The organism is Corynebacterium meridianum (genome assembly GCF_016342265.1).
GTDB classification, from domain to species: domain Bacteria; phylum Actinomycetota; class Actinomycetes; order Mycobacteriales; family Mycobacteriaceae; genus Corynebacterium; species Corynebacterium meridianum.
In genome coordinates this window covers 533,537-560,342 of the sequence record NZ_JAEIOS010000011.1, presented here as the reverse complement: position 1 = coordinate 560,342, position 26,806 = coordinate 533,537, and the positions used below count along the sequence as shown (strand labels likewise).

Below are 26,806 nucleotides of genomic sequence, written 5' to 3'. Positions count from 1 at the left end.
CGCGCACGGGGCACGGCTCAGTCCCGGGTGGAGCGGTCAGCGCCGGATCAGCGCGAAGCCCCAGGGGTCCAGCGTCGTGGTGTCCGCACCGACCTCGGGTTCCGTGAACGAGTAGATCAGCTCGCCACCGAAATCGACCCTGACGGGCTCGTCGGAGTAGTTGCCGACGAACACCACGTCGCCTCGGTCCACCGCCACCCACCGCTCACCGTGGGTGACGTCGATGTCGTACAGCCACGGACGCGCGAGACGCTGTTCCCGGCGCAACCGGAGAAGCGTGCGGTAGGCGTCGAGAATGTCCCGCTGCCCGTCGGTGAAGTCCCAGTCCAGCTTCGAGGCCTCGAACGTGGCGGGATCGGAGGGCTCCGGGATCTCCTGCTCATCCCAGCCCCAGCGGGTGAACTCCCGTTTCCGGCCCTCACCGGTGAGCCGGTTCAGCTCATCGTCGGTGTGGGAGCAGAAGAACGCGAACGGCGTCGTCGCCCCGAACTCCTCACCCATGAACAGCATCGGCGTGTACGGCGAGGTGAGGATCGTCGCCGCCTTGAGCACCTGCTGGGCGGGGGAGAGATGCATGCTCGGTCGGTCGCCGATCGCCCGGTTGCCCACCTGGTCGTGCGTGGTGGTGTAGGTGACGAAGCTGCTGGCCGGAGTGAACTCCCGGTTCACGGGGCGACCATGCCGCTTGCCGCGGAACGTCGACATCGTCCCGTCGTGGAGGAACACCTCCCGCAGCGTCTTCGCGAGGACCTCCGTGGTGCCGAAGTCGGCGAAGTAGGCGTGCCGTTCCCCGGAGACGAGGGTGTGCAGCGCGTGGTGGATGTCGTCGTCCCACTGGCCGGCGATACCGTAGCCGCCGGCCTGGCGGGCGGCGACCAGACGGGGGTCGTTCTGGTCCGATTCGGCGATGAGGCTGCGCGGGATCCCCGTCGCGGCGGAGACCTCGGTGGCCATGATCTGCAGTTCCTCCAGCAGGTGCAGCGCACCGGGATCGTGGTAGGCCTGCACCGCGTCGAGGCGCAGGCCGTCGACGTGGAAGTCCTCGAACCACGCGCGCGCGGCGTCGATGACGTACCGGCGCACCTCGTTGCTGTCGGGGCCGTTGAGGTTGACCACATCCCCCCAGCCGGTGGAGCCACCGGCGGTGTAGGGGCCGAAGAAACCGTTGTAGTTTCCGTCCGGGCCGAAGTGGTTGTAGACGACGTCGAGGATGACGGCGACGCCGCGCGCGTGGGCGGCGTCGACGAGTTCCCGCAGACCGTCCGGGCCACCGTACCCGGCGTGCACAGCGTGCCAGAGCACCCCGTCATAGCCCCAGTTGCGGTCGCCGCCGAAGGGCTGCACGGGCATGAGCTCGATGGTCGTCACACCCAGGTCGACGAGGTGATCGAGGCGATCTACGACACCCGCGAAGTTACCGGTGGGGGAGAAGGTGCCCACGTGGAGTTCGTAGATCACCTGACCGGGGAGATCATGGCCCGTCCACGAGTCATCGGACCAGCGGTAGCCGTCGTCCGGGACCCGGGACAGGCCGTGGATGCCGTCCGGCTGCTCCGCGGAGCGCGGATCCGGCCACGGGCCCACCCACTGCCCGTCCTTCAGCACCCGGTACCCGTAGCGCATACCGGGTTCCGGGGTCAGGGGCTCGTCCGTTGACCACCAACCGTCGTCGGTGTGCCGCATGGCGTGTGTGTTGTCATCGACGATGAGCTGGAGGTCGTCGGCGTGGGGTGCCCAGACTGAGAAATTTCGCATGCACCCAAGGCTAGGCGAGTACCCGGCTTCCGGCACAATGGTGTGCATGTACCGCCTTCCCGCGCCCGACGTGGTCACCAAGACAGAATTGGAGATCAAACGTTCCAGGTTCATCACCCTGGTCACCAGGGCGGCGGATGAGGAGCAGGCGAGGGGCTTCATCGCCGAAGTGCGGTCCCGGTATCCGGACGCCCGTCACCACTGCAGCGCCTACATCCACCACGTCGACGACGCGAACCCGGTCGAGCGGTCCAGTGACGACGGGGAACCGTCGGGCACAGCCGGTGCCCCGATGCTGGAGGTACTGCGGGGGTCGGGGCTTCTCGACGTCGCGGTGGTCGTCGTCCGCTATTTCGGTGGCGTGAAGCTGGGCACCGGCGGGTTGGTGCGCGCGTACTCGGACGCGGTCTCCGGGGCATTGAGCCGGGTACCGGTGGTTACCCGGGCGAGACGCGAGCTGTACGCGGTCACCGTCGGGCACGCCGACGCGGGCCGACTGGAGTCGGAGCTGCGCAACCGGGGAATCGATGTGACGGGCACCGAATACGCGGCCCGGGCGACCATCCACGTCGCGGTGGAGCCCGGCGGCGGTGCCGGTCTTGCCGGGACCCTGGCGTCCGCGACCCAGGGGACCGTGGAGCCGGAGCGGTTGGGCACGGAGTGGATCGAACTGCCCTGATCGGCCCGCCCCGATAGACTTGTTCCTCATGAGCATCGAAAAGTACCCCAGGAACCCGATCGAGCAGCGGAAGCAGGCGGTTCGCGATCACGCCCGGGCGGGTGTGATCTGCGTGGGCGGTGGTGTCGTCGGCGGCGCCGTGCTGGCGCTCGTCGCGTCGAGCTGGTTCTGGTTGATCCTGGGCCTCGTCGTCGCGGTCGCCGGTGGGTTCTACAACTGGCGACGCATCCAGGCCATCACCGGTCACCGGGACGACTGATGACGGGGGCCGGCGACACACGCTCCGTCGGGGAGACGGGTCCGGTCCGCGTCGATGCGTGGGTCTGGGCCGTACGGCTGCTGAAAACCCGCCAGGCCGCCGGTCAGGCGTGCAAGGCGGGACACGTGAAGGTCAACGGTGGGGCGGTCAAGCCGGCCCAGCAGATCGTGCCCGGTGACCGCGTTCGGGTGTGGGTGAACCACCGGTTGCACGAGGTTGAGGTGACGCGGACGATCCGGAAACGGGTCGGTGCCGCCGTGGCCCGTACCTGCTACATCGACCATTCCCCACCGCCGCCTCCGAAGGAGATACTCGCGTCGGTGCCCCGGCGGGATCGTGGGGCGGGCCGCCCCACCAAGCGCGAGCGGCGGGAGACGGACCGGTTGCTCGGTCGGGCTCCCTGACCGCTCTCACACCTCAGGTCACATGCTGGAGCCCGCCGGCGGGAAGTTGACGCCGAATCCGCGGAAGAAGTCCGCGACGGAGAGCGCCCAGACGTGGACGGCGTCGGCGAGAGCGGGGAAATTCTGGATGGAACTCATGGTTTTCATCTACTCCTTGTATCGATGCCGCAGGAGTCCTGCGGTGTCGTTGTGGCAGTGGGTGCCGGTGTCAGCCGATGATGTGATCAGCTTCCATCACCTTAAGCCGTTGTTTAAGTCGGGCGGCCCGGCTCGCCGCGCGGGTACCCGTCTTTTTCGTTCGCTCGATGTGCTCCCTGCCGAAACGACGCAGGAGCAGGTCGTCGATGATCCGGACCTGGCCGGGGGTGAAACGGTAGCGCATGGACCGCTGGACCGCATCGATGTCGGCGTCGTCGAGCAGGCGTTTCAGTTCCCCGACGGTGGTGATGCCGTTGGCGGCCAGGATCTCCTCCAACCATACGTAGTACTCGGACTTGGACCGGGGGAATCGGTTGCCGACGAGGACGGCGAGGACGCCTGGGAGCGTTTCGGCGGACAGCTCGACGTCGCCGGTCTCCGCGGGGGCGTCCCCCTGGATCGAGGCGATCAGATCGAACTGCTGGTCGGCGAGTTCGATCAACCCGGCCGTCAGAGTGAATGCTCGGTCGACCCGGGGATCCAGGGGCGTACCGCCGCCCTTGTACCGGATGTCGTGCTCGAACTCGGCCCACGCGTGCTGCAGCACCGTGCGGACCTGAACCTCGAAGCGCAGCCCCGAGTAGCCGGCGAGTTCGGCCGCGGCGTCGCTGGTTCCCTCGACACCGACCACCAGGTGGTGGGAGCCGTATCCGAAGGAACCCGACACTCGGGTCTCTGCGGTCTTGTCCACCGATCGGTGCACTGTGAAGGCCTCACGGAGCACGCTGATCACCTGCGGGATCTCGGTGGAGTGGTAGACGGTGACCCGGACCCCGAGGACGTCGTGGATGTCCTCCCACGGGTCGGGGTAGACGGGTTTTCCGGTCTCGTCGGTCTTGTAGGCCTTCGCCTTCAGCGAGCGCCACTCCTTGACCCGCACGGAAACCCGGTCGTAGGTGACTCCGGCTTCCGCGAGCAGCTCCTCGATGACGTCGCGGAACTCGCTCGCCGCCCGCGGATGGGCGCGAACCCATTCGGCGTACCGCTGCCCGAGAACGGAGATCCGCCTGTTCTGTTCGCCCATCAGCCCTCCTCTGACTCCCGGACGAGCAGTGCCGCGGGGAGGAGCGCGAACAGATCGGCGGCCTCCTGGACACCGGAGAACGTCCTTCCGGTGAGCCGTTCGGTCCACGTGCCCTCGGGAAGGGTGACCGTCGTGTGCTGCCAGCCCCCTTCGGCGGCCAGACGGAGCGGACGCCGGACCGCGAGTGCGATGACGTGGACGTCACGTTCCTCCGGTCCGCGGGCGATTCCGACGACGTGTGATTCAGCGGGGCCCACCGCGAAGACGGCCTGGTAGTCGCCGCCGACGAAGGATCCGGGCTCGTCCCGTCGGACGCCGAGCGCTGCGTGCACGACCGCCTGTTTCGCCATGTCGGCGCGCACCTTCAGGTGGGGGTACGTGTCCTCGGCCTCCTCGGGAGTGAGCTCGAGGTCCGTGTCCCCGGTGTGCGCCGGGACGGAGACGCCGGCCGCGATGGCCGATTCGCAGACCGCGGCGACCGGGCTCGGGGCCGCCGACAGCAGCTCGAGGGTCTGGTTACGGGCCGTGTAGTCGACGAAACGCCGGTTGTCCGGGTCCACCAGGGAATCATCGACGAACTCGGTGCCCTGGTAGACGTCCGGGACACCCGGGCCGATCAGGTGCAGCAGCTTCCGTCCGAGCGTGATCTGCACGGCGGCTGCGGCGAGGGGCTCCACGTACGCCGCGATCCTCTCGGTGGCGGGCCCGGAACAGAGTGCGTCGATCCAGTCGGACACGGACTGCTCGAAGCCCTCGTCGACGTCGGTCCAGGTCGTGTGCACACCGGCCTCGCGGACCGCCTTGGTGGCGTAGGCGTGGAAGCGCTCCCGCACGGAATCGGTCATCCGGCCGTCAGCGGGCCACACACCGATGAGGTTCTGCAGCAGGAAGTGCCCGGTGGTGCCATCTGGGGGAGGGGTGATCGCCGTGACCTCGCGGACCATCTCGGCGAAGTCACCCGGGATGTCGGTCACCTCGATGATCCGGGCCCGTACGTCCTCGCTGCGCTTCGTGTCGTGGGTGGACAGGGTCGTCATCGTCCGCGGCCACAGCACACTGCGTTCCTGCTGCAGCAGGTGGAACTCGGCGGGGCCGACACCGAACCGGCCCGGGGCGCCACCGACCTCCTGGAGGGCGACCAGGCGGCAGGCACGGTAGAACGTCGTGTCCTCCACGCCCTTGGCCATCACGGCGCCACAGACCTGGGCGAAGCGGACGGCCGCCTCGCCGTCCGCGAGCAGTCCCGCGGTGATGAGGTCGAGGGCGTCCCGCCTGGACGGGAAGCGGCGGGTCATCTCAGCGACGACCGTCGCGGTCACCCGGGACAGGGAGATGTAGTCGGCGCGGTAGACCGGCATCGCGGCGACGAGTTCGATGATCGTGTCCGTCAGCATCCGCTCACTGACCCCGTCACCGGCGGTGGAGAAGTTGTCGCGGCGCACCGCCCGTGCGAGTCGGCGAACCTCGGCGGCAAGTTCGTCGGCCGCGACGGAACGCTTCAGCGCCTGCTCGGTGGCGGTGACGGCGGCATCGTCCCAGGCGGAACCCGACTGCTGCATCGCGAGCATGGACAGGGTGTCCTCCGCATCGCGGGAGATGAACACGCCGTCCAGCTCCCGGAGCGCGTCGTATCCGGTCGTGCCGTCGACCGCGAGACGCGGATCGAGGGGTTCGTCCACACCGAGGATCTTCTCGACGACGAGCCAACGGTCTTCCCCGATGAGCGCGCGCAGTCGCCCCAGATAGGAGAAGGGATCCGACAGTCCGTCCGGATGATCGACCCGGACCCCGTCGATGAGGTCCTCGGCGATCAGGCGCGACAGCACCCGGTGGGTGTGCTCGAACACCACGGGGTCCTCCTGACGGATACCCGCCAGCCCGTTGACGGAGAAGAAACGTCGGTAGCCGATGATGCCGGACTTCCAGTACATCAGCCGGTAGCTCTGGGCGTCGTGGACGGTCACCGGGTCGTCGGCGTCCTCGGTCCCGGGGCGGACGGGGAAGACGTTGTCGTAGTAGCGGAGTACCGGCTCGCCGTCGATCTCATCGAGGGTGAGCTTGTCCTCGTCGCCCTCCGCGCCGAGGACCGGGAGCCCGAGTTTGCCGCCGGCCCCGTTGTCGTCGTGCCAGTCGATGTCGAAGTAACTCTCGTACTCACTGTCCCTGCCGAGCTTGAGCACATCCCACCACCACGGGTTCTGGCGCGGATCATCGACCCCGAGATGGTTCGGGACGATGTCGATGATGATCCCGAGGCCGTGTTCGCGGGCGGTCGCCGCGAGACTCCGCAGGCCCGCGATGCCCCCGAACGCCGGATTGACCTCGGTGGGGTCGATCACGTCGTAGGAGTGCGCCGAGTCGGCCGGTGCGGTGAGAATGGGGGAGAGGTAGAGGTGACTGACACCCAGTTCCGCCAGGTAGGGAACCACAGCCTCGGCCTCGGCGAAGCCGAACGCCCTGCCCGAAGGATCGGCCTCGGGTCCACGCAGCTGCAGGCGGTAGGTGGCGGTGATGGGACGGCGGGTCATGATTCTCCTGGGTTGGTCATCGGGGTGGGCGGCTGGCCCGTGCGCCCACCACTGTAGCCCGCGTGGCTGGCGGAACACGCGTGACGGGAGTGTCGCGCGGCCCGGGAGCCGGCCGGTGAGGGCGGGAATGGGGCGCCGATCGGTGGGGAAGGATCCCGGGTGCGCCAGTGCACCGGTCGCGGTGCCCCGGGGAGGCACCTGGAGAACTTCATCCGGGTACAGCGGCACCGTACAGCTCGGGAGGCGCACCCGGACACCGCGACCCGCGCCCGCGGCGGCCGGTCCCGGGGGACATCAGCTCATCCTCCGCGAGGGGGCGGCTCCCGGAACAGAGTCCCGGGGCGAATCCCGTCGACACGGTGCAGCGCACGTAGCCCGTGCGTACGGAGTCGGGAGCGGAACGGGAAACGGTCGCGGACACCACCGCGGGCTTGGTGAGAGGCGGGTGTGCGTACGGGCCGGAGCGGTGGTTGCCCCCGAAGCCCCTGAGAGCAGGTCGGCCACCGATCCGGTCATCGGTCATCTCAGAACGGCGGCTGGAGATCCTCTTCCTCATCGGGATCGAGGCCCAGGGTGGTGAAGAGCTGATCGGCGGACCAGAGCGATATCTCCTGTCCCTTGGCGATGAGCTCCTCCGCGCGTTTCTGTTTGGAGGTCGGTTTTCCCCACTCACCGCAGACGAGGATGGTGGTTTTTCTGGTCACGTTCTTGCCGATGGTCGCCCCGGCGTCGGCGATCTCGTGCCAGAGCCGTCCCTTGTCGAAGGGATCGAAGTCTCCGGAGAGGGTCACGTTCTGCCCGAAAAGCAGACCGTCGGGGTCGGCATCGGGATTGGGGTCCGGAACGGTGTCGGGAACCGCGACCTTGGCCCAGGGCACCGACCGGGGGGACTTCTTCTTTCCGGTCGCCGTGCCGGTGGGGGCGGGGCGCGCCGGGGCCTCCGGGATCGTGTCCAGGACCGGCCACACCCGTTCAGCGTCAATCCGCCCGAGGGCGAGGCCTGATCCGTCGAGAACCTCGGCGACGGTGTGTCGGGTGGTGGCGTCGCCGTTGAGGAGCACGAGGAGCCGGGCGGTGGCCTCCGCCGAAGACGCCGGTGAATCCGGTACGCGGAGCCCCAGGGCCCGGCATAGTCCGGTGAGCGAGTGGTCGGTGCCGTCGGGCCGTTCCCGCCGGGCCAGTGCGAGTGTGCAGCCGAGAGGGTGAGCGGACAGAGATGTCGACCCCGAGGAGCGCAGCGCCCGGATGATGGCGGTGACCTGACGGTAGACGTTGTGGGCGACCAGCACCTCGCCGTCGAGGTCGCTGACATGGTCGAGGAGGGCATCGATCGGGTTCCTCCCGTCGCCGCCGTCACCGGGGTCCACCCAGGAGGTGCTTTCCACGACGATTCCGTCGCGGACTCTCGCGACGCTGATGGCGGTGACGGTGTCCCAGCCGGTGTCGTGCTCGACGTGGAGGGCGGTGAAATCGAGGCCGGGGATCTCCACCTCCGGACCGCCACCACTGCGGGCCGCGGCCAGCGCATCGACGAACTGCCGCAGCTCGGCGGTCTGGTTCGGGCTGAACACGATCTCCGTGCCCGGTCCCTCCAGGATCACCCGGCCGCAGGTGACCGGGTCACCGGGCACGGAGGTGACCCCCGTGATCGAGTCCAGCGGGATCTCCGGACCACGGCCACGGAGCGCCGTCAACAGTGGATCGTTGTGGACCGTCACCTTTCGTGGAGTGACGGAGACGGTGGCGCCGTGGGCTGCGATCACGTCGGGTTCACCTCTCGATGCTGGTGTCGTTGCGGATCAGATGTAGTCCCCGGTCCGGTCGCGGTAGTCGTCCTCGGTTGCGCCGGTGCACCGGGGCCCAGCCGCGGGTGTCTTCGACTCGGGCATCTCGTCGTCCGTGCCGTGGACGCAGCCGGGGGCGCTGCGGTCGTTGCCGGACTCGTCGTCCGGTTCCTCCGCCGGGGGTTCCATCTGCTTGAGGATCATCGTCGAGCGGGCGGGGACGGTGATCTTTCCTCCGGCCTCGATGACCTCCTCCTCCAGCGGGTAGCCGGTCTCCTCGACGGTGTTGACGATCAGGCGCCAGCGCACACCGAACCGCTTGCCGGGCAGAGTGAACTCCAGCGGCTCGTGGTAGGCGTTGAAGCACATGATGAATGAGTCGTCGGTGATCCGTTCGCCGCGGTCGCCGGGCTCCGCGATGGCGTCACCGTTGAGGTAGACCATCAGGGATTTGCCGAAGGTGAAGTCCCAGTCGGCCTGGGTCATCAGCTTGCCGGACGGCACCAGCCAGGCGATGTCCCGCTGACGCAGATCATCGTCACCGAGCGGACCGCCGGCGAGGAAACGGCGGCGGCGGAACACGGGGTGGTTCGCCCGGATCCGCAGCAGTCGGCGGGTGAAGTTCACCAGTGTCTTGTTGTCCTCGGCCTGGTCCCAGTCGATCCAGGACAGCTCGGAGTCCTGGCAGTAGACGTTGTTGTTGCCGTCCTGGGTGCGGCCCATCTCGTCGCCGTGGGCGATCATCGGGGTTCCCTGGCTGAGCAGGAGCGTGGTGAGGAAGTTCCGGCGCTGCTGCGCACGGAGCTGGCGGACCTCCGGATCGGAGCTCGGCCCCTCGACACCGCAGTTCCAGGACCGGTTGTGGCTCTCGCCGTCGCGCCCGTCCTCGCCGTTGGCGTCGTTGTGCTTCTCGTTGTAGCTGACCAGGTCGTTGAGCGTGAAGCCGTCGTGGGCGGTGACGAAGTTGATCGACGCGGTGGGGCGACGCCCGTTGTTGGCGTAGAGATCCGACGAGCCGGTCAGTCGGGAGGCGAACTCACCGAGGGTCGCGGGCTCACCGCGCCAGAAGTCGCGCACGGTGTCGCGGTACTTGCCGTTCCACTCGGTCCACAGGGGCGGGAAGTTGCCCACCTGGTAACCGCCTTCGCCGATGTCCCAGGGCTCAGCGATGAGCTTGACCTGGCTGACGACCGGGTCCTGCTGGACGAGATCGAAGAACGCGGACAGTCGGTCCACGTCGTGGAGCTCACGGGCGAGCGTGGAGGCGAGGTCGAAGCGGAAACCGTCGACGTGCATCTCGGTGACCCAGTAGCGCAGAGAGTCCATGATCAGCTGCAGGGTGTGCGGGTGCCGAACGTTCAGGCTGTTGCCCGTACCCGTGTAGTCCATGTAGTGCCGCTTGTCGTCCTCGACGAGCCGGTAGTAGGCGGCGTTGTCGATTCCGCGGAACACGATGGTCGGTCCCATGTGGTTGCCCTCGGCGGTGTGGTTGTAGACCACGTCGAGGATGACCTCGATCCCGGCGTCGTGGAACGCCCGGACCATGCCCTTGAACTCGCTGACCGCACCGCCCGGCTTCGTCGCGGCCGCGTAATCCTGGTGCGGGGCGAGGAAACCGAAGGTGTTGTAGCCCCAGTAGTTGCGCAGGCCGAGCTCCCGGAGCCGGTCATCCTGGAGGAACTGGTGGACCGGCATCAGCTCGATGGCGGTGACGCCGAGGTCCTGCAGGTACTCGATGATGGAGGGGTGCGCCAGTCCGGCGTAGGTGCCGCGGAGGTTCTCGGGGACATCAGGGTGCGTCATGGTCATGCCCTTGACGTGGGCCTCGTAGATGACCGTCTCGTGGTAAGGGGTCTTCGGTGCCCGGTCGTTCGCCCAGTCGAAGAAGGGGTTGATGACGACTGAGGTCATCGTGTGCCCGAGGGAGTCCTCGGTGTTGCGCTTGCTCAGGTCCTCGGGATCGTTGATGTCGTAGGAGAACAGGGAGGGGTGTCCGTCGAACTCACCGTCGAAGGCCTTTGCGTAGGGGTCGACGAGAAGCTTGTTGGGGTCGCACCTGTGACCGTTGTCGGGATCGTAGGGGCCGTAGACCCGGTAACCGTAGCGCTGGCCGGGCTGGACTCCGGGCAGGTAGCAGTGCCAGGTGTGGGCGTCCACTTCCTCGATGGAAATGCGGGTCTCGTTGTTGTCCTCGTCGAGCAGACAGAGCTCGACCTTTTCCGCGACGTCGGAGAAGAGGGCGAAATTGGTGCCGGCTCCGTCATATGTGGAGCCGAGCGGGTAGGCGTCGCCGGGCCAAACCTGGTGGGCGTCTGCGGTGGAACTAGTCATGGTGAGCCATCATATATCCCGCGGAGCGCCAAGTCCCTTCAGAACAAGCGCCACGCCCTGCCGGAACGTGGTTTCCCCTGTCGGCGTGGACGCCTCGGCCGGGTCCGACCCCTCCGCGATACGGAGAGCGGTGACCGACTGCTCGTGGAGCGTCTCGCCCATGATGAAGTGCAGGAGCGTCGTGGCACCGGCCTCCCGGTGCGCCTGGCTCAGCGCGTTTCCGGTGTCGAGAGCTGCGGAAATGGTGGCGGTGAGTGCTGAACGGAGGTCGGCGTCCGACAGTGCGGCAGAGACGATCTCCGCGCCGTCGCGGTGGTCGAGGAGGGCGGTGCGCAGACGGTCGCACATCACGATGGTCCGCTCCATCCATGTGTCGCCGGTGACAGTTGCGGCGCCATCGAGGATCGGAGCACAGATGGCCTGTCCGATGGCTGCGATGAGTGCCTGCTTGCTGGGGAAGTGCCAGTAGAGGGCGCCCGGGGCGACGCCGAGCTGCCGGGCCACCCGGCGCATGGTCATGTCCGCCAGGCCGTAGGTGTCCGCGATATCGAGGCTGGCGGTGATGATGGACTCTCGCGTCAACTGCACACCGCCACGATATCCCGCGATGTCCTCTCCCGGGCGGTTTCAGGGGCGACCGGGGAGGGCGCTGGATCGGAAACCTGTGGTGCAGTAGATTTGCGGACCATGGAGTTTGTGCAGTGGGTGCCGCACATCTGACGGTCAGTCAAAGATTGTCCAAGTTTAAGGAAAAACAACGGGGAATCTGGGACGCGGTTGTTAGGGTGGGGACGCTAGATCTTGTGAAACTTCAGATCAGGGCGCGGATCCCCGCGCTGTCCGTATGAAAATCAGTCAGGAGTACTACCCGTGCCGAGTCTCAGTCTCGCAAAGAAGACCATTGCAGCAGCCGCACTCATCGCCCCGCTCTCCATGAGCATGGTGTCGTGCAGCTCGAACGGAGATGACGCGGCGGAGGCCACGTCATCCACCACCACGTCCGCGTCGACGTCGACGTCGACCTCGACCGAGACCTCCACTTCGACCACGAGCAGTACCACGACCACCGGGTCCGAGGAGACCTCCACCCCGGAGGAGACCTCTACCCCGGAGCCGGCACCGGCGCAGGACAAGGAGGCCGCTGCGGCGGTGGCGGCCGCCGCAGCGAACCTTCCGTCGCCGAAGCCTGCCGCTCCGGTTCAGGGCGGCAGGCCGGCGACCCCCGAGGAAGCCCGTGCCATCGAGGATCTGACCCGACGCGTCGCCTGGGCCCCCACCCTGAAGGGCTACCTGGGCGGCATCCTGGATAACACCTGCAATTCCGTGCTTCAGGCCAATGGTGGTCGTGAGGCCTACGACCTGAACCAGATCCCGGATGTCCCGATGGAGGTCATTCCCGAGCTGCAGGGCCGCAAGGCCGAGGTGCAGAGCGTGACCGACATCATGGTCGAGGGCAACACCGCCTCCGCGACGGTGACCGCCAACTCCGGAGATCAGGTTGAGACCGGCACCATGCGGTTCATGAAGGAAGACGGCGTCTGGAAGCTCTGCGACTGATCGACACGCTCGGCCGCCGGTGACGGTGGCGGCCGCGGAGACCCGGATCCGCAGAACCCCGCCCGCGAACCCGTGAAGAGGTTCCCGGCGGGGTTTTTGCTTTCGTTACAGCTCTCGTGAAGCTCCCCCCGGATCGGGTTATCCGGTCGTTCACTTGGACCGTTTTTTGAACAGCGTTCAACGGAGTCGGTATCCTTGCATTCCAATGACCACCAGCCCGACCTTTAGGGTCTCCGGAACCAGACCCCGGAGCCCGATCCGCAGGAGGACCGAAAATGACCAAGGCAACCATCGACAGTGATGTGTCTGAGCGAGCGCAGGACGACATTCTCGCGGTCGCCCGGAAGAAGGTTCTCGAGGGCGGGGTCGGTCTCGATCAGGACGAGACCCTCGCCGTTCTGAATCTGCCGGATGACCGTCTCCCAGAGCTCCTCGAACTGGCCCATGAGGTCCGCCTCAAGTGGTGCGGCGAAGAGGTGGAGATGGAGGGGATCATCTCCCTGAAGACGGGTGGGTGCCCCGAGGACTGCCACTTCTGCTCGCAGTCCGGTCTCTTCGAATCTCCCGTCCGTTCCGCGTGGCTGGACATTCCCGCCCTGGTCGAGGCCGCGAAGCAGACCCAGAAGACCGGTGCCACCGAGTTCTGCATCGTCGCCGCGGTCAAGGGACCCGACGAGCGTCTCCTGTCCCAGCTGGAGCAGGCTGTCGCGGCGATCAAATCCGAGGTCGACATCGAGGTCGCGGCCTCCGTGGGCATCCTGACCCAGGAGCAGGTCGACCGACTCGCGGCCGCCGGCGTGCACCGCTACAACCACAACCTCGAGACCGCCCGTTCCTACTTCCCCCAGGTTGTCACGACGCACTCCTGGGAGACCCGCCGGGACACGCTCCGAATGGTCAAGGAAGCGGGCATGGAGGTGTGCTGCGGTGGCATCCTCGGCATGGGGGAGACCCTCGAGCAGCGCGCCGAATTCGCACAGGATCTCGCCGCTCTCGATCCGACCGAGGTCCCGATGAACTTCCTCGACCCGCGCCCCGGAACCCCGTTCGCCGACTACGAGGTCATGCCCGCCCAGGATGCGTTGCGTGCGATCGGCGCGTTCCGGCTCGCGCTACCGAAGACGATCCTCCGTTTCGCCGGTGGCCGGGAACTGACCCTCGGTGACCTGGGCGCCGAGCAGGGCCTCCTCGGCGGCATCAACGCGATCATCGTCGGCAACTACCTCACCACCCTCGGGCGTCCCCAGGAGCAGGACCTCGAGATGATGGGTAAACTGCGACTGCCCATCAAGGCACTCAACTCCACCTGCTAGAGAATCCAGGAGACCTCGACCCATGGCCCGCATCGCGGACAACACGGATCTGCTCGAGGCACTGATCACGGGGGCCGCACCGGTCTACCACCCGAACACCGGTCAGTGCATCGCCGAAGGGGAGACGCTCCGGTTGTCCCCCTCGGCGCGTGCCGGCTTGGAGGCGCCCCGCTACTGCCAACTCTGCGGTCGCCGGATGGTCGTCCAGATCCGGCCCGACGGATGGGACGCCGCGTGCTCCCGGCACGGACGCGTCGACTCCGCCTACCTCGGTCAGCGCTGACCGGCCAGGGGCCCGAAGACCCGGCAGCTGGCTGACGGCGGGCTTCCACGCGTAGATTGGACGTCCATGAACCACCCTGAGCACGCCGACGGGCGACCGGAGACGTCAGAAACCGTCGGCGCGCACGCCGGTAATGCCCCGGAGTCCACGCCGGTCGACCGTGTGGCGGCACCGACCGGGCGACTGCTCCCCCGGGTGAAACGCTCCACGGGATCCTATGCGGGGATCCTGGCGCTCTCACTCATCCTGGCCCTCGTCGCGGGCGTGCTCTCCGGTGCGTTCCGCCCCGTCTACACGGGCCGGGTGCTGGAGGACGCCACCGTGGTCATCGTGACACCCGGATCCCAGGAGTTCGACACCTGGCTGGGAATGATCACCGGAAGCTCGATTCTGGGGATCATCGTCGCGATGATCGCGTTCTTCCGGGCTCCTGAGCTCCTCGGCCCCCGGATGCTGGCGTGGGTGGCGTTCTGCTCGCTCATCGGTGCCTTCACCATCGTCGGAATCAGCGATGCCGTCGCGCACCTCGTGCATCCGGCCCCCAACGAGGATGCGCTGCAGATCGGAAAAGAGTACTCATTCGTTCCCCAGGTAACCCTCCACTGGGGTGTGGTGATAGCCCCCTACCTGGCGCTGCTGACCTACTGGTCCGCCGCGGTCCTCGTCCGGCCTGGCCGCGCCCCGATCGAGGATGACGGCGGATACCGTGCGCCGTCAATCCCCGGGAGTGCCTAGCGGGGACGCGACAATGCGCCCCGGATCACGGTGACCGCCTCCACCACGCCCGTGATACCGCAGTTGATCGCCGCCTCGAGCTGGGCGTCGGTCGCCCCGGCCGCGACCGGGAACACCGCCACCGCGCAGACCACCACACGGTCAGGGGTGCCGGACACGAGCGCCGCCCGGGCGTTGACGGTCGGGCAGCGGCGGTCGAATGCCGCGCACGCCGTCGCGGCCTCCCCGAACACCTCGGTTGCCGCACCCTCCACGGGGACCTCCCACCGGGAGATGACGATGAGGTCGCGGCCCGCGCTCCCCACGGCCTCGGTGTCGGAGGTGACCTGCACCTCGACCTCATCTACCGTCAGGGCGAGCGCCCGGAACCGGGGGTGGGGTTCCGCGTCCCCGCGCATCCGTTCCAGGACGATCCGGAGCCGGTACATGTCGAGCGGCTCCGGGATCGCCGGTGTCAACGGAGGCACCCCGGAACCGGGAACAACGGCCCCCGGCACCGGCCGGGTGGACTCCACGGCATCGGTACGCAGCAACTCCGAGGAGTCGATCGCCGGTCCGGCCAAGGGCGGGATTTCGTCGATGAGCGCGAGGCACCCGGTGATCACGAGGATGAGGGCTCTCTCCAGGAACGTGCGCAACTGCGCGTCGGTGATCCCGGCTTCCACACACAGCGACGCGTGGAACCGGACGCTCAGGGTCCCGTCCGCCGCGACCGACGGATAGAAGCACACCGGCAGGGAACGCTGCTCACCGAGCGCGAGCGCATTCTGCAGGACAGGAAGCTGCTCGACGCCCGTCCGCCCTCTGAGTCGTCCCCGGAAGACCAGGTGCAGTCCACCGTTGTCCCGGATCACGAGGAGCTCACCGCGGACGCTCGGCCAGGAGACCATGATCCGGTCCGTGGTCACCGAATGCCGCACCCCGAAGGTTTCCAGTGCCGCCTCCACCATGCCGAAGGTGAGACCCACGGTCGGCTCGTCGGAAGTCCGGTTCCGGCGGCGTCGCAGTGCGCGGAGCGGTGCCGGTCCGAGCAACCGGAGCAGGGTCAGCCTCAACCCCCGGTTCAATTCGCCGGTCGGTGCGTCCCGGGGGAACAGCCCGGAGGGGTCGTCGGGGACTTCCCCGGTGGAGTCCGGTCCGTGGTCGGCGGAAGACACCGGGTCAGTCCTCGGGCCATTCCACCACCGACACCCCGGTGACGTCCTCGCTGATGGACCCGACCGCGATCAGGACGCGGCGGAGCCCGAGGGAGAGCGTGTGCCGGAGCTGGGTGGAGGTCAGACCCGCTGCCGTCGGAACCGACATCTCCACCCGGACCTGGAGCCCGTCGTCATCGGTGTGGCAGTAGGCTTTCGTCAGTGCGGACTTCTCGTTCCAGGTGTTGCAGCAGAGGAATACACGCATGAAGTCCCGTTCCGGATCGAGGTTCGGATCCCACAGCCCACGGAGGATGAGCGACGGGCCGTTGTCCAGGTGGAGGCCGATGAGAACACTGTTGACCGTCGTCGCGAGCCAGGTTTCCCCTCTGTGCATCCCGTGGATACCGAGGTCCTTCAACGTGGACTCCAGTCGGGCCAAATCCACCGGGGAAGGTGGATCCGCGTCCGGGAGATCGATGTCGCCGTCGGCGTTGGAGTTCACCCCGTCGCTGATGTCGCGTTCCTCGTCCGGGTCATCCGGTTCGGTCACGGTCGGTGTCCCCTCATCTCCGTCGTGGGTGCTGTCTTCCGGTGTCTTCTGGAGCCGGAGTGGTCCGTGCAGTGCGTCCCTGTCGAGGGCGTCCCCCGGCGGTGTCGTCGTTTCGGCGGGTTTCAGCTGCGGGAACTCGGTGAGGAACAGGTCGGCGGCCAGCTCCATCGCCTGCATCGCCGAACGGATGAAGGTGTGCAGCTGCTCCGCGGTGGCCCCCGCGCCGATGGGCAGCGCCGCGCGGAAACGGACGGACACCGCCCCGTCATCGGTGATCTTCAGCATCACGGTCGGATTGATCCGCTCCGCGTTCCACGCCGTGATGGTGTGCGCCAGGGCATTGATATCCGACAGGTCGAGGGTACCGCGCAGTTCCCCCTCCACGATGAGCACCGGAGCGTCAACCCGGCCGATGTACACGAGTACCCGGTGCGTCTTCCAGGGCAGCAGCAGCCGTTGACTGCCGGACAGGAAGCGGTAGCCGCAGGCGGTGACGGCCTCCGAGACGTCCGCGAGGCTGATCTTCGTCGGGCCCGTGTCTCCCCCGGTGCGGTCGCCCATGATCTGCCTCACTCCTAACCGTCTGATGTTCGAACTTCTCCGCCAATATACGCGCGCCCCTGGTCTCGCCGCCCCGGTACGGTGTCCCCGTGGAGCACCCGGAACCGGCGCCTAATACAATGGTCACAGACAGCGTCACCGTTCCCCGCCGTCGAACCGGGGCGACGGGTCGCCATGACCAATGCAGACATATGACGGGATGATGCAGGAATGCCCATGCTCACGCTCACCGACCTCACCGGCCAGAATCCGACCGCCAGTCATCTGCGGCGGACCCTGCCCCGGGGCGGAACGGACGTTGACTCGGTCCTCGACGTCGTCGCGCCGCTGGTCGCCGACGTCCGTGACAACGGCGCCGCCGCAGCACTGGCCTACGGACAGAAATTCGACGGGATCACGCCGGATAGCGTCCGGGTTCCCGCTGAGATTATCCGCGCCGCTGTCGACACCCTCGATCCGCAGGTCAAGACTGCGCTGGAGGAATCCATCAACAGGATACGACGGGTCCACCGCGCCCAGGTCCCGGAGGGGCACACCGTCGAACTCACCCCCGGGGGAACCGTCGAGGAGAGATTCATACCCGTCGAACGGGTCGGGCTCTACGTCCCCGGTGGAAACGCCGTCTACCCGTCCAGCGTCCTCATGAACGTGATCCCCGCGCAGGAAGCCGGCGTGGACACCCTCGTCGTCGCCTCGCCACCCCAGGCCGCGCACGGCGGCTGGCCGCACCCCACGATCCTGGCTGCCTGCTCCCTGCTCGGAGTCGACGAGGTGTGGGCCGTCGGCGGTGCGCAGGCGGTCGCGTTGCTCGCGTACGGCGACGAGGATGGAGCCGACCTGGCCCCGGTGGACATGATCACCGGCCCCGGCAACATCTTCGTCACCGCTGCGAAGCGACTGTGCCGCTCGGTCGTCGGTATCGACTCGGAGGCCGGCCCGACGGAGATCGCCATCCTCGCGGATAACACCGCAGACCCCGTGCACGTCGCCTATGACCTGATCAGCCAGGCGGAACACGACGTCATGGCCGCCAGCGTCCTGGTCACCGACTCCCGGGAACTCGCCGACGCGGTCGACCGTGAGGTCGCGGCGCGCTACGGGGTGACCCGGAACTCCGAGCGGGTCGCACAGGCGCTGACCGGAACCCAGTCCGGCATCATCCTCGTCGACGACCTGGAGACCGGCATCCGCGTCGTCGACGCCTACGGCGCCGAGCACCTGGAGATCCACACCGAGAACGCCGCGGATGTCGCCCGCCGTATCCGGAACGCCGGCGCCATTTTCGTCGGCCCGTACGCGCCGGTCCCGCTCGGCGACTACTCCGCCGGCTCCAACCACGTCCTACCCACCTCCGGGACGGCCCGCCATTCGTCGGGGCTTAACACCCGCACCTTCCTCAAGGCCGTCCACCTCATCGAATACGACGAAACCGCGCTCAAGGGGGTCGCGGACACCGTCGTCGCCCTCGCAGACGCCGAGGACCTGCCCGCCCACGGCGAGGCGATCCGCGCCCGCTTCGAGAACCTGCCCACCGACTCCACCACCGAGGACAACCGATGACCGACGCCACGACACCGCTCGCAGCGGACACCACGCTCGCGGATCTTCCCCTCCGGGAGGCCCTGCGCGGCGAACATGCCTACGGCGCACCGCAGCTCGACGTTCCCGTCCGGCTGAACACCAACGAGAACCCGTACCCGCCGTCGGACGCGCTCGTCGAGGAACTCGTGGACACCGTGCGCCGGCTCGCCGGCGAGCTGAACCGCTACCCCGAACGGGACTGCATCGAACTGCGTGAGCATCTAGCCGCCTACATCTCCGCGCAGACCGGTGTCTCCGTCACCCGGGACAACCTCTGGGCCGCCAACGGCTCAAACGAGGTGCTCCAGCAGCTGCTCCAGGCCTTCGGCGGTCCGGGCCGAACGGCCCTGGGCTTCGTTCCCAGCTACTCCATGCACCCCATCCTCGCCACCGGCACGCACACCGAGTTCCTCCACTGCGCACGCGGCGCCGGTTTCAGCATCGACATGGATCGCGCGCTGACCGAGATCGAGCGGCTCCGGCCCGACGTCGTGTTCGTGACCACCCCGAACAATCCCACCGGGGATGTGACCTCACTCGACGACATCCGGCGGATCGCGGCGGCAGCCCCGGGCATCGTCATCGTCGACGAGGCCTACGCCGAGTTCAACGACGGGCCCTCCGCGGTGGAACTCATCGAGGAATTCCCCGCCCGTCTCGTGGTGTCCCGGACGATGAGCAAGGCGTTCGACTTCGCCGGAGGGCGTCTCGGCTACTTTGTCGCTGCGCCCGCGTTCATCGACGCGGTCATGCTCGTGCGCCTGCCGTACCACCTGTCGACGCTGTCGCAGGCGACGGCGATCGTGGCACTGAAGCACTCGGGGGACACACTCGCCACGGTCGCCCGGATCGCCGCGGAACGCGATCGTGTGGTCGCCGCCCTGGAGGAAATGGGATACGACGTCACACCCAGCAGGTCGAACTTCATCTTCTTCGGGCACTTCGATGACGCGGCGGCCGTCTGGCGCCAATTCCTTGATGCCGGTGTACTCATCAGGGACGTCGGTGTACCGCACCGGTTGCGCGCCACGATCGGCCTCGACGCGGAGAACGACGCCTTCATCGCGGCCGCCCGGGACATCGCGGTCACCGCCGGAATAACCCCCGGTACGTCCACCACATAGAACCACCTATAGCACCCGCCACCGAGTCACGAGGAACGAGACGACAAGCCATGGCTGACCTCAACCACACCACCAGCAACAAATCTGACGGGTCCGGCTCCTCACGTCGGGCCCGCGTGGAACGCGCCACCCGCGAATCGACGATCGCCGTGGAGATCGATCTCGACGGCACCGGCAACTGCGAGATCACCACCGGGCTGCCGTTCTTCGACCACATGCTCACCGCATTCGGTACCCACGGCAGCTTCGATCTCACCGTCCACGCCTCCGGGGACACCGAGGTCGATGCACACCACACCGTCGAGGACACCGCGATCGTTTTGGGTGGGGCGATCCGGGAGGCGCTCGGGGACAAGTCCGGCATCCGGCGCTTCGGCTCCTGCCAGCTGCCGATGGACGAAACGCTGTGCGAGGCCATCGTGGACGTCTCCGGTCGTCCGTACTTCGTCATGGACGGCGAACCGGACCAGATGATCACCGCCGTGATCGGTGGTCACTACGCCACCGTCATCAACCGGCACTTCTTCGAGTCGCTCGCCTTCAACGCGCAGATCGCCCTCCACGTTCGGTGCCACTACGGGCGAGATCCGCACCACATCACCGAGGCCGAGTACAAGGCCGTGGCGCGTGCACTGAGGGCCGCGACGGAACCGGATCCCCGGGTCTCCGGAATCCCGTCCACGAAGGGGTCGCTGTAGCCGATGCCGGACCTTGTTAGAGTGGCAGCCGGACAGCAGGACGGTTCCGCACACTGGTTCATCTACCTGCTGTTCCTCATCGCCGGCCTCCTGGTCGGCGGAACCTGGGCGGCCTATCAGGCCGAGAACCGGGTCTTGACATTCATCGGCGCTCTGGCGGCGGCCGTGGCGTTCGCCGCGGGGCTGCTGTGGCTACTGGGAGAGGTGGGTTAGATAGGTGAAGACGTCGGCGCGGCTGCTGTCACGCGATGAACTCGAGAAGCTCGACAACATGTGGAGCAGTCCGGCGCTGAAGACGACGCTGATCGCCGTCGCCGCCGCCTTCGCCTCCTGGTCGCTGATGCTCCCGGTGGTCCCGCTCGCGGTGATCAGTTCGGGTGGCTCCGACAGTCTCGCCGGTTCCGTCACGGGTGTATTCATGGCGGGCACGGTCCTAACCCAGATGTTCACGCCGAAGGCACTTCGCCGGTTCGGCTACATCCCGGTGATGGTCGTCTCGGCGTTCCTGCTGTGCGTGCCCTCCGCGCTGTACGCCTTCTCCGTCGACGCGATCCCGGTGCTGACGATCTCCGCGGTCCGTGGCGTCGGCTTCGGAGCACTGACGGTCGCCCAGTCCGCGCTGATGGCCGAGCTGGTGGCGCGGAGATTCCTCGGTAAGGCGTCCGGGGCGCTGGGGCTCGTCGTCGGGCTCCTACAGATGCTTTTCCTGCCGGCGGGACTCTACCTCGCGGAGACCATCGGATTCACCGCGGTCTACATCATCTCCTCGGTGATCGGCATCGGTGCCACCGCACTGTGCTGGTCCCTTCCGCGGCTGTCGCCGGAGAAGCGGGAGTCTCTGCGCGGTACCGGGTCGGTCACTGAGACCGGCTACTCCGTGGCCACCTGGAAACTCATCACCGTCCCAGCGCTCGCGATCTCCACCATCGCGATGGGTTACGGCGCGATCTCCTCCTTCCTCCCCGCTGCGGTGAAGGAACTCGACCCGGCTAGCGGCGCCGTGGTCGGAGGACTCGTTCTGGCTGTCGTGGGCGGATCCCAGATGCTCAGCCGCTACGGTGCAGGCATCATCGCGGATCGTCGTGGTGAGGCCGGGCGGCTGGTCATCCCGTCGCTCATCGCCGGTGTCGTCGGCCTGGCGCTGGCGACCCTCGTCCTCGCTGCGGGGCTCAACCCGTGGCTGCTGCTCCTGTCCGCCCTGCTGTTCGGTGCCGGTTTCGGTGCCGTCCAGAACGAGGCACTGCTGATGATGTTCGCGAGGCTGCCCCGGTCGAAGGTCACCGAGGCGTCCGCGATGTGGAACATCGCCTTCGACTCCGGAACCGGCCTCGGCTCCGTGGTTCTCGGTGTCGTGGCTGCGCGTGCCGCCTACTCCGGATCCTTCGGGACGGCGGCCGGTCTCGTGGTTCTCGGTCTCGCCGTCGTGGTCGCGGACCGGGTCATCGGTAGGCACCGCATCGCGGAATACAACAACACCCGTGCCACCCTCCGGCGTGTCCCGATGGCCCGCACAGCGGTACGCAGTGCCCGGGCCATCGGCCGCGCGGGCATGAAACCCGTGCACGTCGCCGAACTGCTCGCCAAGAACACCCCCCGTCCGCACGTCCGGCGTCGTCCGGAGGGCATGAGCCGCGAGGAGTTCAACGCCGAACTCCGCGCGGAAGCGGCCGAGCGGCGTGCCCTGAAGGCCGAGCGGAAATCCGACCAGCGCGAGTACCGGATCCAGGTCCGGGAGATCCGGGCGGACGCCCGGGCCCACGTCGAACGGGCCCGCCAGGAGGCTCAGGCGCACATCGAACGCGCCCGGGAGGAAGCCCGCAAGATGGAACGTCGGCGTATCGCGGAGCTCCGCTCCCCGGACCGCTCCACGCCCGGGGAGCGGGAGCGCCCCGCGAAGAAGGCCTCCGTCACACCCGTGGACCTCACCCCGCGGGACGGTGGCCGGACCGCATCACCGTCCGGGACGTCGGACGCCGACGAACCGGACACCGGGGCCCGCGCAGCCGACGATCCGACCACCGATTCCGACAGCGACACAACCGGGAGCACCAGATGACCAGCCGTAAGACCCCCACCGTGGCCCTTCTCGACTACGGTTCCGGAAATCTCCGGTCCGCGCACCGCGCCGTCGAGCGCGCCGGAGCCGAGGTGACCGTGACCAGCGACCCGAAGACCGTGCTCGCCGCGGACGGCCTCCTCGTCCCCGGCGTCGGGGCGTTCGCCGCGTGCATGGACGGTCTGCGCAACGTCCACGGGGCCCGGCTCATAGGCGAACGACTCGCCGGGTCGCGTCCGGTCCTCGGAATCTGCGTCGGCATGCAGATCCTCTTCGAGCGGGGCGTCGAGCACGGTACGGCTGCTGAGGGCTGCGGTGAGTGGCCGGGAACGGTGGAGAAGCTCCGGGCGAACATCCTGCCGCACATGGGCTGGAACACCGTCGACACGCCGACCGATTCCCGGATGTTCCGCGGTATCGCAGACGAGCGCTTCTACTTCGTCCACTCCTACGCGGCCCGGGGCTGGGAGATGCCGGAGGATGACGTGCTCACCCCGCCGGCGCTCACCTGGGCGCAGCACGAGGGCGACCGGTTCCTCGCCGCCGTGGAGAACGGCCCGTTGTGGGCCACCCAGTTCCACCCCGAGAAGTCCGGTGACGCGGGTGCCGAGCTCCTGCGCAACTGGATCGACACCCTCTGACCACCGGCCCACCGACGGGGTGTCACGTCTCGCCCCGGCACCGCTAGGATTGGCCCCATGAGCCTCACACTTCTACCCGCAGTCGACGTCGTGGACGGCAGGGCCGTCCGCCTGCATCAGGGGGAGGCGGGCAGCGAGAAAAGCTACGGAAGCCCGCTCGACGCCGCTTTGAACTGGCAGGACCAGGGGGCGCGGTGGCTGCACTTCGTCGACCTCGACGCCGCCTTCGGACGCGGGTCCAACCACGAGATGATGGCCGAGGTCGTTCGCAGACTCGACATCGACGTCGAACTGACGGGCGGAATCCGGGATGATGCGTCACTCGAACGGGCGCTCGCGACCGGGGCACGGCGGGTCAACATAGGCACCGCCGCGCTGGAGAACCCGGAATGGGCCGAGAAGATCATCGGCACCCACGGTGACCGCGTCGCGATCGGCCTCGATGTTCGCTTCATCGACGGCGAGTGGCGGACACGCGGTCGCGGATGGGTGTCCGACGGCGGCGATCTCTGGGAGATCCTCGAACGCTTCGATCAGGCCGGTTGCAGCCGGTTCGTCGTCACGGACGTCTCCAGGGACGGCACCCTGACCGGACCGAACATCGAACTCCTGCGGGACGTGGCCGCGGCCACGGACGCGCCCGTCACCGCCTCCGGTGGCATCGCCGAGCTCTCCGACGTCACCGGACTGGTGCCCTACGTGGACGAGGGAATCGACTCCGTCATCATCGGAAAGGCACTCTACGAGGGGCGCTTCACCCTCCCCGAGGCCCTTGCCGCCGTCGGAGAGCCGGCCGAAGATTCGACCGGACGCGACTGACCGTGTCCGCAGATCTGGATGCCCGCGGACTGCTCGCGGTGGCTGAGGCCGTCGCCGATGACGCGGAACGGATGATCCGCTCGTCGCTCGGCGAAGCGCGCGTCATGGAGAAGGGCGAGGGGGACATCGCCACCGAGGTCGACCTCGCCGTCGAGGAAGCCGTCCGCCAGCGGCTCACACTGCTCACCGGCATCCCCGTGTTCGGGGAGGAAGCGGGCGGCGAGCTCGGTTCCGGGGCCGTGTGGGTGGTGGATCCCGTCGACGGGACCTCCAACTTCGCCGCGGGAAACCCGATGTGTGCGTTCCTGCTCAGCCTCCTCATCGACGGACAGCCCGTGTGTGCCCTGACCTCCCAACCCGCGACGGGTCAGCGCTTCACCGCGTACACCGGCTCACCGCTGATGCGCAACGGACGACCGCAGCGCCCGGTCACCGAGCGCGACCCGTGGCTGAGTCACATCGGGTTCGGTTCGATCATCTCGCCGGTGCACTCCTCGTTCCCGACCTGGGCGCGGCACGAACTCCTGGACCGCCTGGGCGCGAAGCACCCCCGGCTGCGCGTGACCGGATCGGTCGGCCTCGATCTCGCCTTCACCGCTGCGGGTATCTTCGGCGGCACCGTCACCTTCAGCCCCCACGTCTGGGACAACGCCGCGGGTGTTCTGCTCGTCCGTGCCGCCGGGGGCGTGGTGACCGATCTCGCGGGGGAGGAGTGGCGCCCGGACTCCTTCGGTGTGGTCGCCGGGGCGAAGGGTGTGCACGACGTCATCCTCGGTACGATCAGTGAGACCCTCGGCACCGACCGTTGAAATCGCTTCACCCGATCTGAGAAGGAGGCGGACGGAACTTGTCCGTAGCTGTCCGTATCATTCCCTGCCTGGACGTGGCCGACGGCCGCGTCGTCAAAGGCGTCAACTTCGCCAACCTGCGTGATGCCGGCGACCCCGTGGAACTGGCCGCCCGCTACGACGCGGAGGGGGCCGACGAGCTGACGTTCCTGGATGTCTCCGCGTCGAAGGACGGGCGGGGAACGATGCTCGATGTCGTCCGGAGGACCGCCGAACAGGTGTTCATTCCCCTGACCGTCGGCGGCGGTGTGCGCTCCGTCGAGGACGTCGACCAGTTGCTGCGCGCGGGGGCGGACAAGGTCAGCGTCAACACCTCGGCCATCGCCCGACCGGAACTGCTCCGCGAGCTCTCCGAACGCTTCGGCGCGCAGTGCATCGTGCTGTCCGTCGACGCCCGCCGCGTCCCAGAGAGGGGAATCCCCCAGCCCTCCGGATTCGAGGTGACCACCCACGGTGGCTCCAGGTCCGCGGGTATCGACGCGATCGAGTGGGCCCGCCGCGGTGAGGAGCTCGGGGTGGGGGAGATCCTGCTGAATTCCATGGACGGTGACGGCACGCGGGACGGCTTCGATCTCGAGCTTCTGGAGGCGGTCCGCGAGGCCGTGACGGTCCCGGTGATTGCCTCCGGCGGTGCCGGTGCCGTGGAGCATTTCCCGCCGGCGGTTGCCGCCGGTGCCGACGCGGTGCTCGCGGCCACGATCTTCCACTTCCGGGAGATCACCATCGGCGAGGTCAAGGAAGCGCTCGCCGACGCGGGATATGAGGTCCGGCGATGAACGTCGATCCGATCACCGGCCCGGGCCACGACGGTGACCCCTCCCGGTATGAACTGGACCCGGCCGTGGCGGAGCGGCTGAAACTCAACGATGCGGGGCTTTTGCCCGCCGTGGTCCAGGAGGACGGGACCGGGGACGTGCTGATGCTCGCGTGGATGGACACCCACGCGTTGGCACACACCCTTGCCACCCGCCGGGGCACCTACTACTCCCGGTCCCGCGGGGAGTACTGGATCAAGGGACTGACTTCGGGGCACGTCCAGGAGGTCACCGGGGTGAGGCTCGACTGCGACGGGGACACGATCCTGCTCACGGTCCGGCAGACCGGCGGCGCGTGCCACACCGGGGACCACACCTGCTTCGACGCGGATAAGCTGCTGTGAACGCCGCACGTCTGTCGCAGGTGGCGGCACTCACGGTCGGGGTGGGGGCGGTCCTGCTGTGGCTGTCCTCCCGGTTGGTGTGGGTGACGGTGACGGCGTTCGACGACAAATCGGGTGATGCCGTCCGTGAGCTTCCCGGTGCGGTGTGGGCCTCGCAGGTCACCGTGATCGCCCTAGTGCTGGTCGCCGGCACGCTCGGGGCCTTCGCGCTGCGGCGGACTGCACGCAGGGGGATCGGGGGACTGACGGCACTCGCGGCGATCGGCGCCAGCTGGGCACCGTTGTCGTTGCTGGCCGGCTCACCGGATCCCGAGCGGGCCCGGATGCTGCTCACCTCGGGCGCCGCGACACAGAAGGCCAGCGCGCCGGTGACGTTGAGCGACTGGGCTACGGTGACCGCCCTGGACGTCCACCACACGGGCCCCACGGTTGCGTTCATAGGGTCCGCACTGGCTCTCGTCGGTGGAGTGCTTCTCGTACTACGACCCGGCGGCACGGGCCGGTCGGGATCCAGCAGATATGTCACGCCGGGCGCCCGGCAGGCACGGCTGGAGCAGGATCTCGAGGAATCGCCGGATTCCGGGCGGGTGCTCTGGGATGCGCTCGATGCGGACATCGACCCCACTGACGACCAGGGGGAGGGTTTCGGGGGTACTTTCGGGCGGTGATTCCGTGATTCCATGTTCTTTCGGAGGGGATTTGTGGGGGTATTCTGTGGGGCGGTTTGTCAGGGTAATTTCGCCGGGCGACGGGGCAGCGGTTAGCCTTGTCCCTGAACAC

25 protein-coding genes and 1 pseudogene are annotated in these 26,806 nt (G+C 67.8%); 18 read left to right on the top strand and 8 right to left on the bottom strand.

Features of this window, described 5'->3' with window-relative positions:
* Positions 1–36 precede the first annotated feature (36 nt).
* The gene (treZ, locus tag JDV75_RS05700) at positions 37–1,755 is read right to left on the bottom strand and encodes a malto-oligosyltrehalose trehalohydrolase (RefSeq protein ID WP_232958179.1); all 1,719 of its coding nucleotides are present in this window, start codon (positions 1,753–1,755) and stop codon (positions 37–39) included.
* A gap of 46 nt (positions 1,756–1,801) precedes the next feature.
* Between treZ and JDV75_RS05695 the strand changes: the two genes are divergently transcribed.
* The 3 genes from JDV75_RS05695 to JDV75_RS05685 are packed head-to-tail and all read left to right on the top strand — an operon-like array spanning position 1,802 to position 3,097.
* Positions 1,802–2,434, top strand: a complete 633-nt coding sequence (locus JDV75_RS05695) for an IMPACT family protein (RefSeq protein WP_418884381.1) — start codon at positions 1,802–1,804, stop codon at positions 2,432–2,434.
* A 28-nt stretch (positions 2,435–2,462) separates the two neighbouring features.
* Positions 2,463–2,693, top strand: coding sequence for a hypothetical protein (locus tag JDV75_RS05690; RefSeq protein ID WP_198738250.1), 231 nt, complete (start codon positions 2,463–2,465; stop codon positions 2,691–2,693).
* Positions 2,693–3,097, top strand: a complete 405-nt coding sequence (locus tag JDV75_RS05685; protein ID WP_198738249.1) for an RNA-binding S4 domain-containing protein — start codon at positions 2,693–2,695, stop codon at positions 3,095–3,097. Before JDV75_RS05690 ends, JDV75_RS05685 begins: the two co-directional genes overlap by 1 nt.
* Positions 3,098–3,305: 208 nt before the next feature.
* On the opposite strand, the gene JDV75_RS05680 is transcribed toward JDV75_RS05685, so the two are convergent.
* The 5 genes from JDV75_RS05680 to JDV75_RS05660 all read right to left on the bottom strand — a co-directional run bounded on the left by JDV75_RS05680 (position 3,306) and on the right by JDV75_RS05660 (position 11,550).
* Positions 3,306–4,319, bottom strand: a complete 1,014-nt coding sequence (locus JDV75_RS05680) for a GTP pyrophosphokinase (RefSeq protein ID WP_198738248.1) — start codon at positions 4,317–4,319, stop codon at positions 3,306–3,308.
* The gene (treY, locus tag JDV75_RS05675; protein ID WP_198738247.1) at positions 4,319–6,847 is read right to left on the bottom strand and encodes a malto-oligosyltrehalose synthase; all 2,529 of its coding nucleotides are present in this window, start codon (positions 6,845–6,847) and stop codon (positions 4,319–4,321) included. Before treY ends, JDV75_RS05680 begins: the two co-directional genes overlap by 1 nt.
* 524 nt (positions 6,848–7,371) lie before the next feature.
* Complete coding sequence (locus JDV75_RS05670) at positions 7,372–8,610, bottom strand: hypothetical protein (RefSeq protein WP_198738246.1); 1,239 nt, start codon at positions 8,608–8,610, stop codon at positions 7,372–7,374.
* 36 nt (positions 8,611–8,646) lie between these two features.
* Positions 8,647–10,962: a glycogen debranching protein GlgX gene (gene glgX / locus JDV75_RS05665; protein ID WP_198738245.1), complete on the bottom strand. Its 2,316-nt coding sequence runs from the start codon at positions 10,960–10,962 to the stop codon at positions 8,647–8,649.
* A gap of 9 nt (positions 10,963–10,971) precedes the next feature.
* Positions 10,972–11,550, bottom strand: coding sequence for a TetR family transcriptional regulator (locus JDV75_RS05660; protein WP_198738244.1), 579 nt, complete (start codon positions 11,548–11,550; stop codon positions 10,972–10,974).
* A gap of 282 nt (positions 11,551–11,832) precedes the next feature.
* Between JDV75_RS05660 and JDV75_RS05655 the strand changes: the two genes are divergently transcribed.
* From JDV75_RS05655 to JDV75_RS05640, 4 genes are all read left to right on the top strand, one after another.
* Entirely contained in the window at positions 11,833–12,519 is a 687-nt protein-coding gene (locus tag JDV75_RS05655; RefSeq protein WP_198738243.1) for a hypothetical protein, read from the top strand.
* Between the two features lie 275 nt (positions 12,520–12,794).
* Positions 12,795–13,832: a biotin synthase BioB gene (gene bioB / locus JDV75_RS05650; RefSeq protein WP_198738242.1), complete on the top strand. Its 1,038-nt coding sequence runs from the start codon at positions 12,795–12,797 to the stop codon at positions 13,830–13,832.
* 22 nt (positions 13,833–13,854) lie between these two features.
* A complete protein-coding gene (gene bsaP, locus JDV75_RS05645) occupies positions 13,855–14,115 on the top strand; it encodes a biotin synthase auxiliary protein BsaP (RefSeq protein ID WP_198738241.1) in 261 nt (86 codons plus the stop codon).
* Between the two features lie 66 nt (positions 14,116–14,181).
* Positions 14,182–14,850 carry a hypothetical protein gene (locus JDV75_RS05640; RefSeq protein WP_198738240.1) on the top strand — a complete coding sequence of 223 codons (669 nt, stop codon included), beginning with the start codon at positions 14,182–14,184 and terminating at the stop codon, positions 14,848–14,850.
* On the opposite strand, the gene JDV75_RS05635 is transcribed toward JDV75_RS05640, so the two are convergent.
* Together JDV75_RS05635 and JDV75_RS05630 are read right to left on the bottom strand one after the other, a co-directional pair.
* Positions 14,847–16,007, bottom strand: a complete 1,161-nt coding sequence (locus JDV75_RS05635; protein ID WP_198738239.1) for a type III secretion system chaperone family protein — start codon at positions 16,005–16,007, stop codon at positions 14,847–14,849. The genes JDV75_RS05640 and JDV75_RS05635 overlap by 4 nt on opposite strands.
* A gap of 4 nt (positions 16,008–16,011) precedes the next feature.
* A complete protein-coding gene (locus JDV75_RS05630) occupies positions 16,012–17,100 on the bottom strand; it encodes a YbjN domain-containing protein (protein WP_198738238.1) in 1,089 nt (362 codons plus the stop codon).
* 216 nt (positions 17,101–17,316) lie between these two features.
* Between JDV75_RS05630 and hisD the strand changes: the two genes are divergently transcribed.
* The 11 genes and pseudogenes from hisD (at position 17,317) to JDV75_RS05575 (ending at position 26,694) form a co-directional block, all read left to right on the top strand.
* Positions 17,317–18,660, top strand: coding sequence for a histidinol dehydrogenase (gene hisD, locus JDV75_RS05625; protein WP_198738237.1), 1,344 nt, complete (start codon positions 17,317–17,319; stop codon positions 18,658–18,660).
* The gene (locus JDV75_RS05620; protein ID WP_198738236.1) at positions 18,657–19,805 is read left to right on the top strand and encodes a histidinol-phosphate transaminase; all 1,149 of its coding nucleotides are present in this window, start codon (positions 18,657–18,659) and stop codon (positions 19,803–19,805) included. Before hisD ends, JDV75_RS05620 begins: the two co-directional genes overlap by 4 nt.
* Before the next feature lie 50 nt (positions 19,806–19,855).
* Positions 19,856–20,503, top strand: coding sequence for an imidazoleglycerol-phosphate dehydratase HisB (gene hisB / locus JDV75_RS05615; RefSeq protein WP_198738235.1), 648 nt, complete (start codon positions 19,856–19,858; stop codon positions 20,501–20,503).
* Between the two features lie 21 nt (positions 20,504–20,524).
* Positions 20,525–20,716, top strand: a complete 192-nt coding sequence (locus JDV75_RS05610) for a hypothetical protein (RefSeq protein ID WP_232958306.1) — start codon at positions 20,525–20,527, stop codon at positions 20,714–20,716.
* Positions 20,717–20,774: 58 nt separating this feature from the next.
* Positions 20,775–22,034, top strand: a pseudogene (locus tag JDV75_RS05605) (MFS transporter); the annotation flags it as partial.
* A 521-nt stretch (positions 22,035–22,555) separates the two neighbouring features.
* The gene (hisH, locus tag JDV75_RS05600; protein WP_198738233.1) at positions 22,556–23,200 is read left to right on the top strand and encodes an imidazole glycerol phosphate synthase subunit HisH; all 645 of its coding nucleotides are present in this window, start codon (positions 22,556–22,558) and stop codon (positions 23,198–23,200) included.
* Between the two features lie 57 nt (positions 23,201–23,257).
* Positions 23,258–24,019 (top strand): bifunctional 1-(5-phosphoribosyl)-5-((5-phosphoribosylamino)methylideneamino)imidazole-4-carboxamide isomerase/phosphoribosylanthranilate isomerase PriA, encoded by a 762-nt coding sequence (priA, locus tag JDV75_RS05595; RefSeq protein ID WP_198738232.1) that lies wholly within the window; start codon positions 23,258–23,260, stop codon positions 24,017–24,019.
* A gap of 14 nt (positions 24,020–24,033) precedes the next feature.
* On the top strand, positions 24,034–24,828 hold the full coding sequence (locus JDV75_RS05590) for an inositol monophosphatase family protein (protein ID WP_198738471.1): 795 nt from the start codon (positions 24,034–24,036) through the stop codon (positions 24,826–24,828).
* A gap of 38 nt (positions 24,829–24,866) precedes the next feature.
* Entirely contained in the window at positions 24,867–25,643 is a 777-nt protein-coding gene (gene hisF, locus JDV75_RS05585) for an imidazole glycerol phosphate synthase subunit HisF (protein ID WP_198738231.1), read from the top strand.
* Positions 25,640–26,026 carry a phosphoribosyl-AMP cyclohydrolase gene (hisI, locus tag JDV75_RS05580; protein ID WP_198738230.1) on the top strand — a complete coding sequence of 129 codons (387 nt, stop codon included), beginning with the start codon at positions 25,640–25,642 and terminating at the stop codon, positions 26,024–26,026. The genes hisF and hisI overlap by 4 nt, the downstream gene beginning before the upstream one ends.
* On the top strand, positions 26,023–26,694 hold the full coding sequence (locus JDV75_RS05575) for a TIGR02234 family membrane protein (RefSeq protein WP_248095222.1): 672 nt from the start codon (positions 26,023–26,025) through the stop codon (positions 26,692–26,694). The genes hisI and JDV75_RS05575 overlap by 4 nt, the downstream gene beginning before the upstream one ends.
* Positions 26,695–26,806 lie beyond the last annotated feature (112 nt).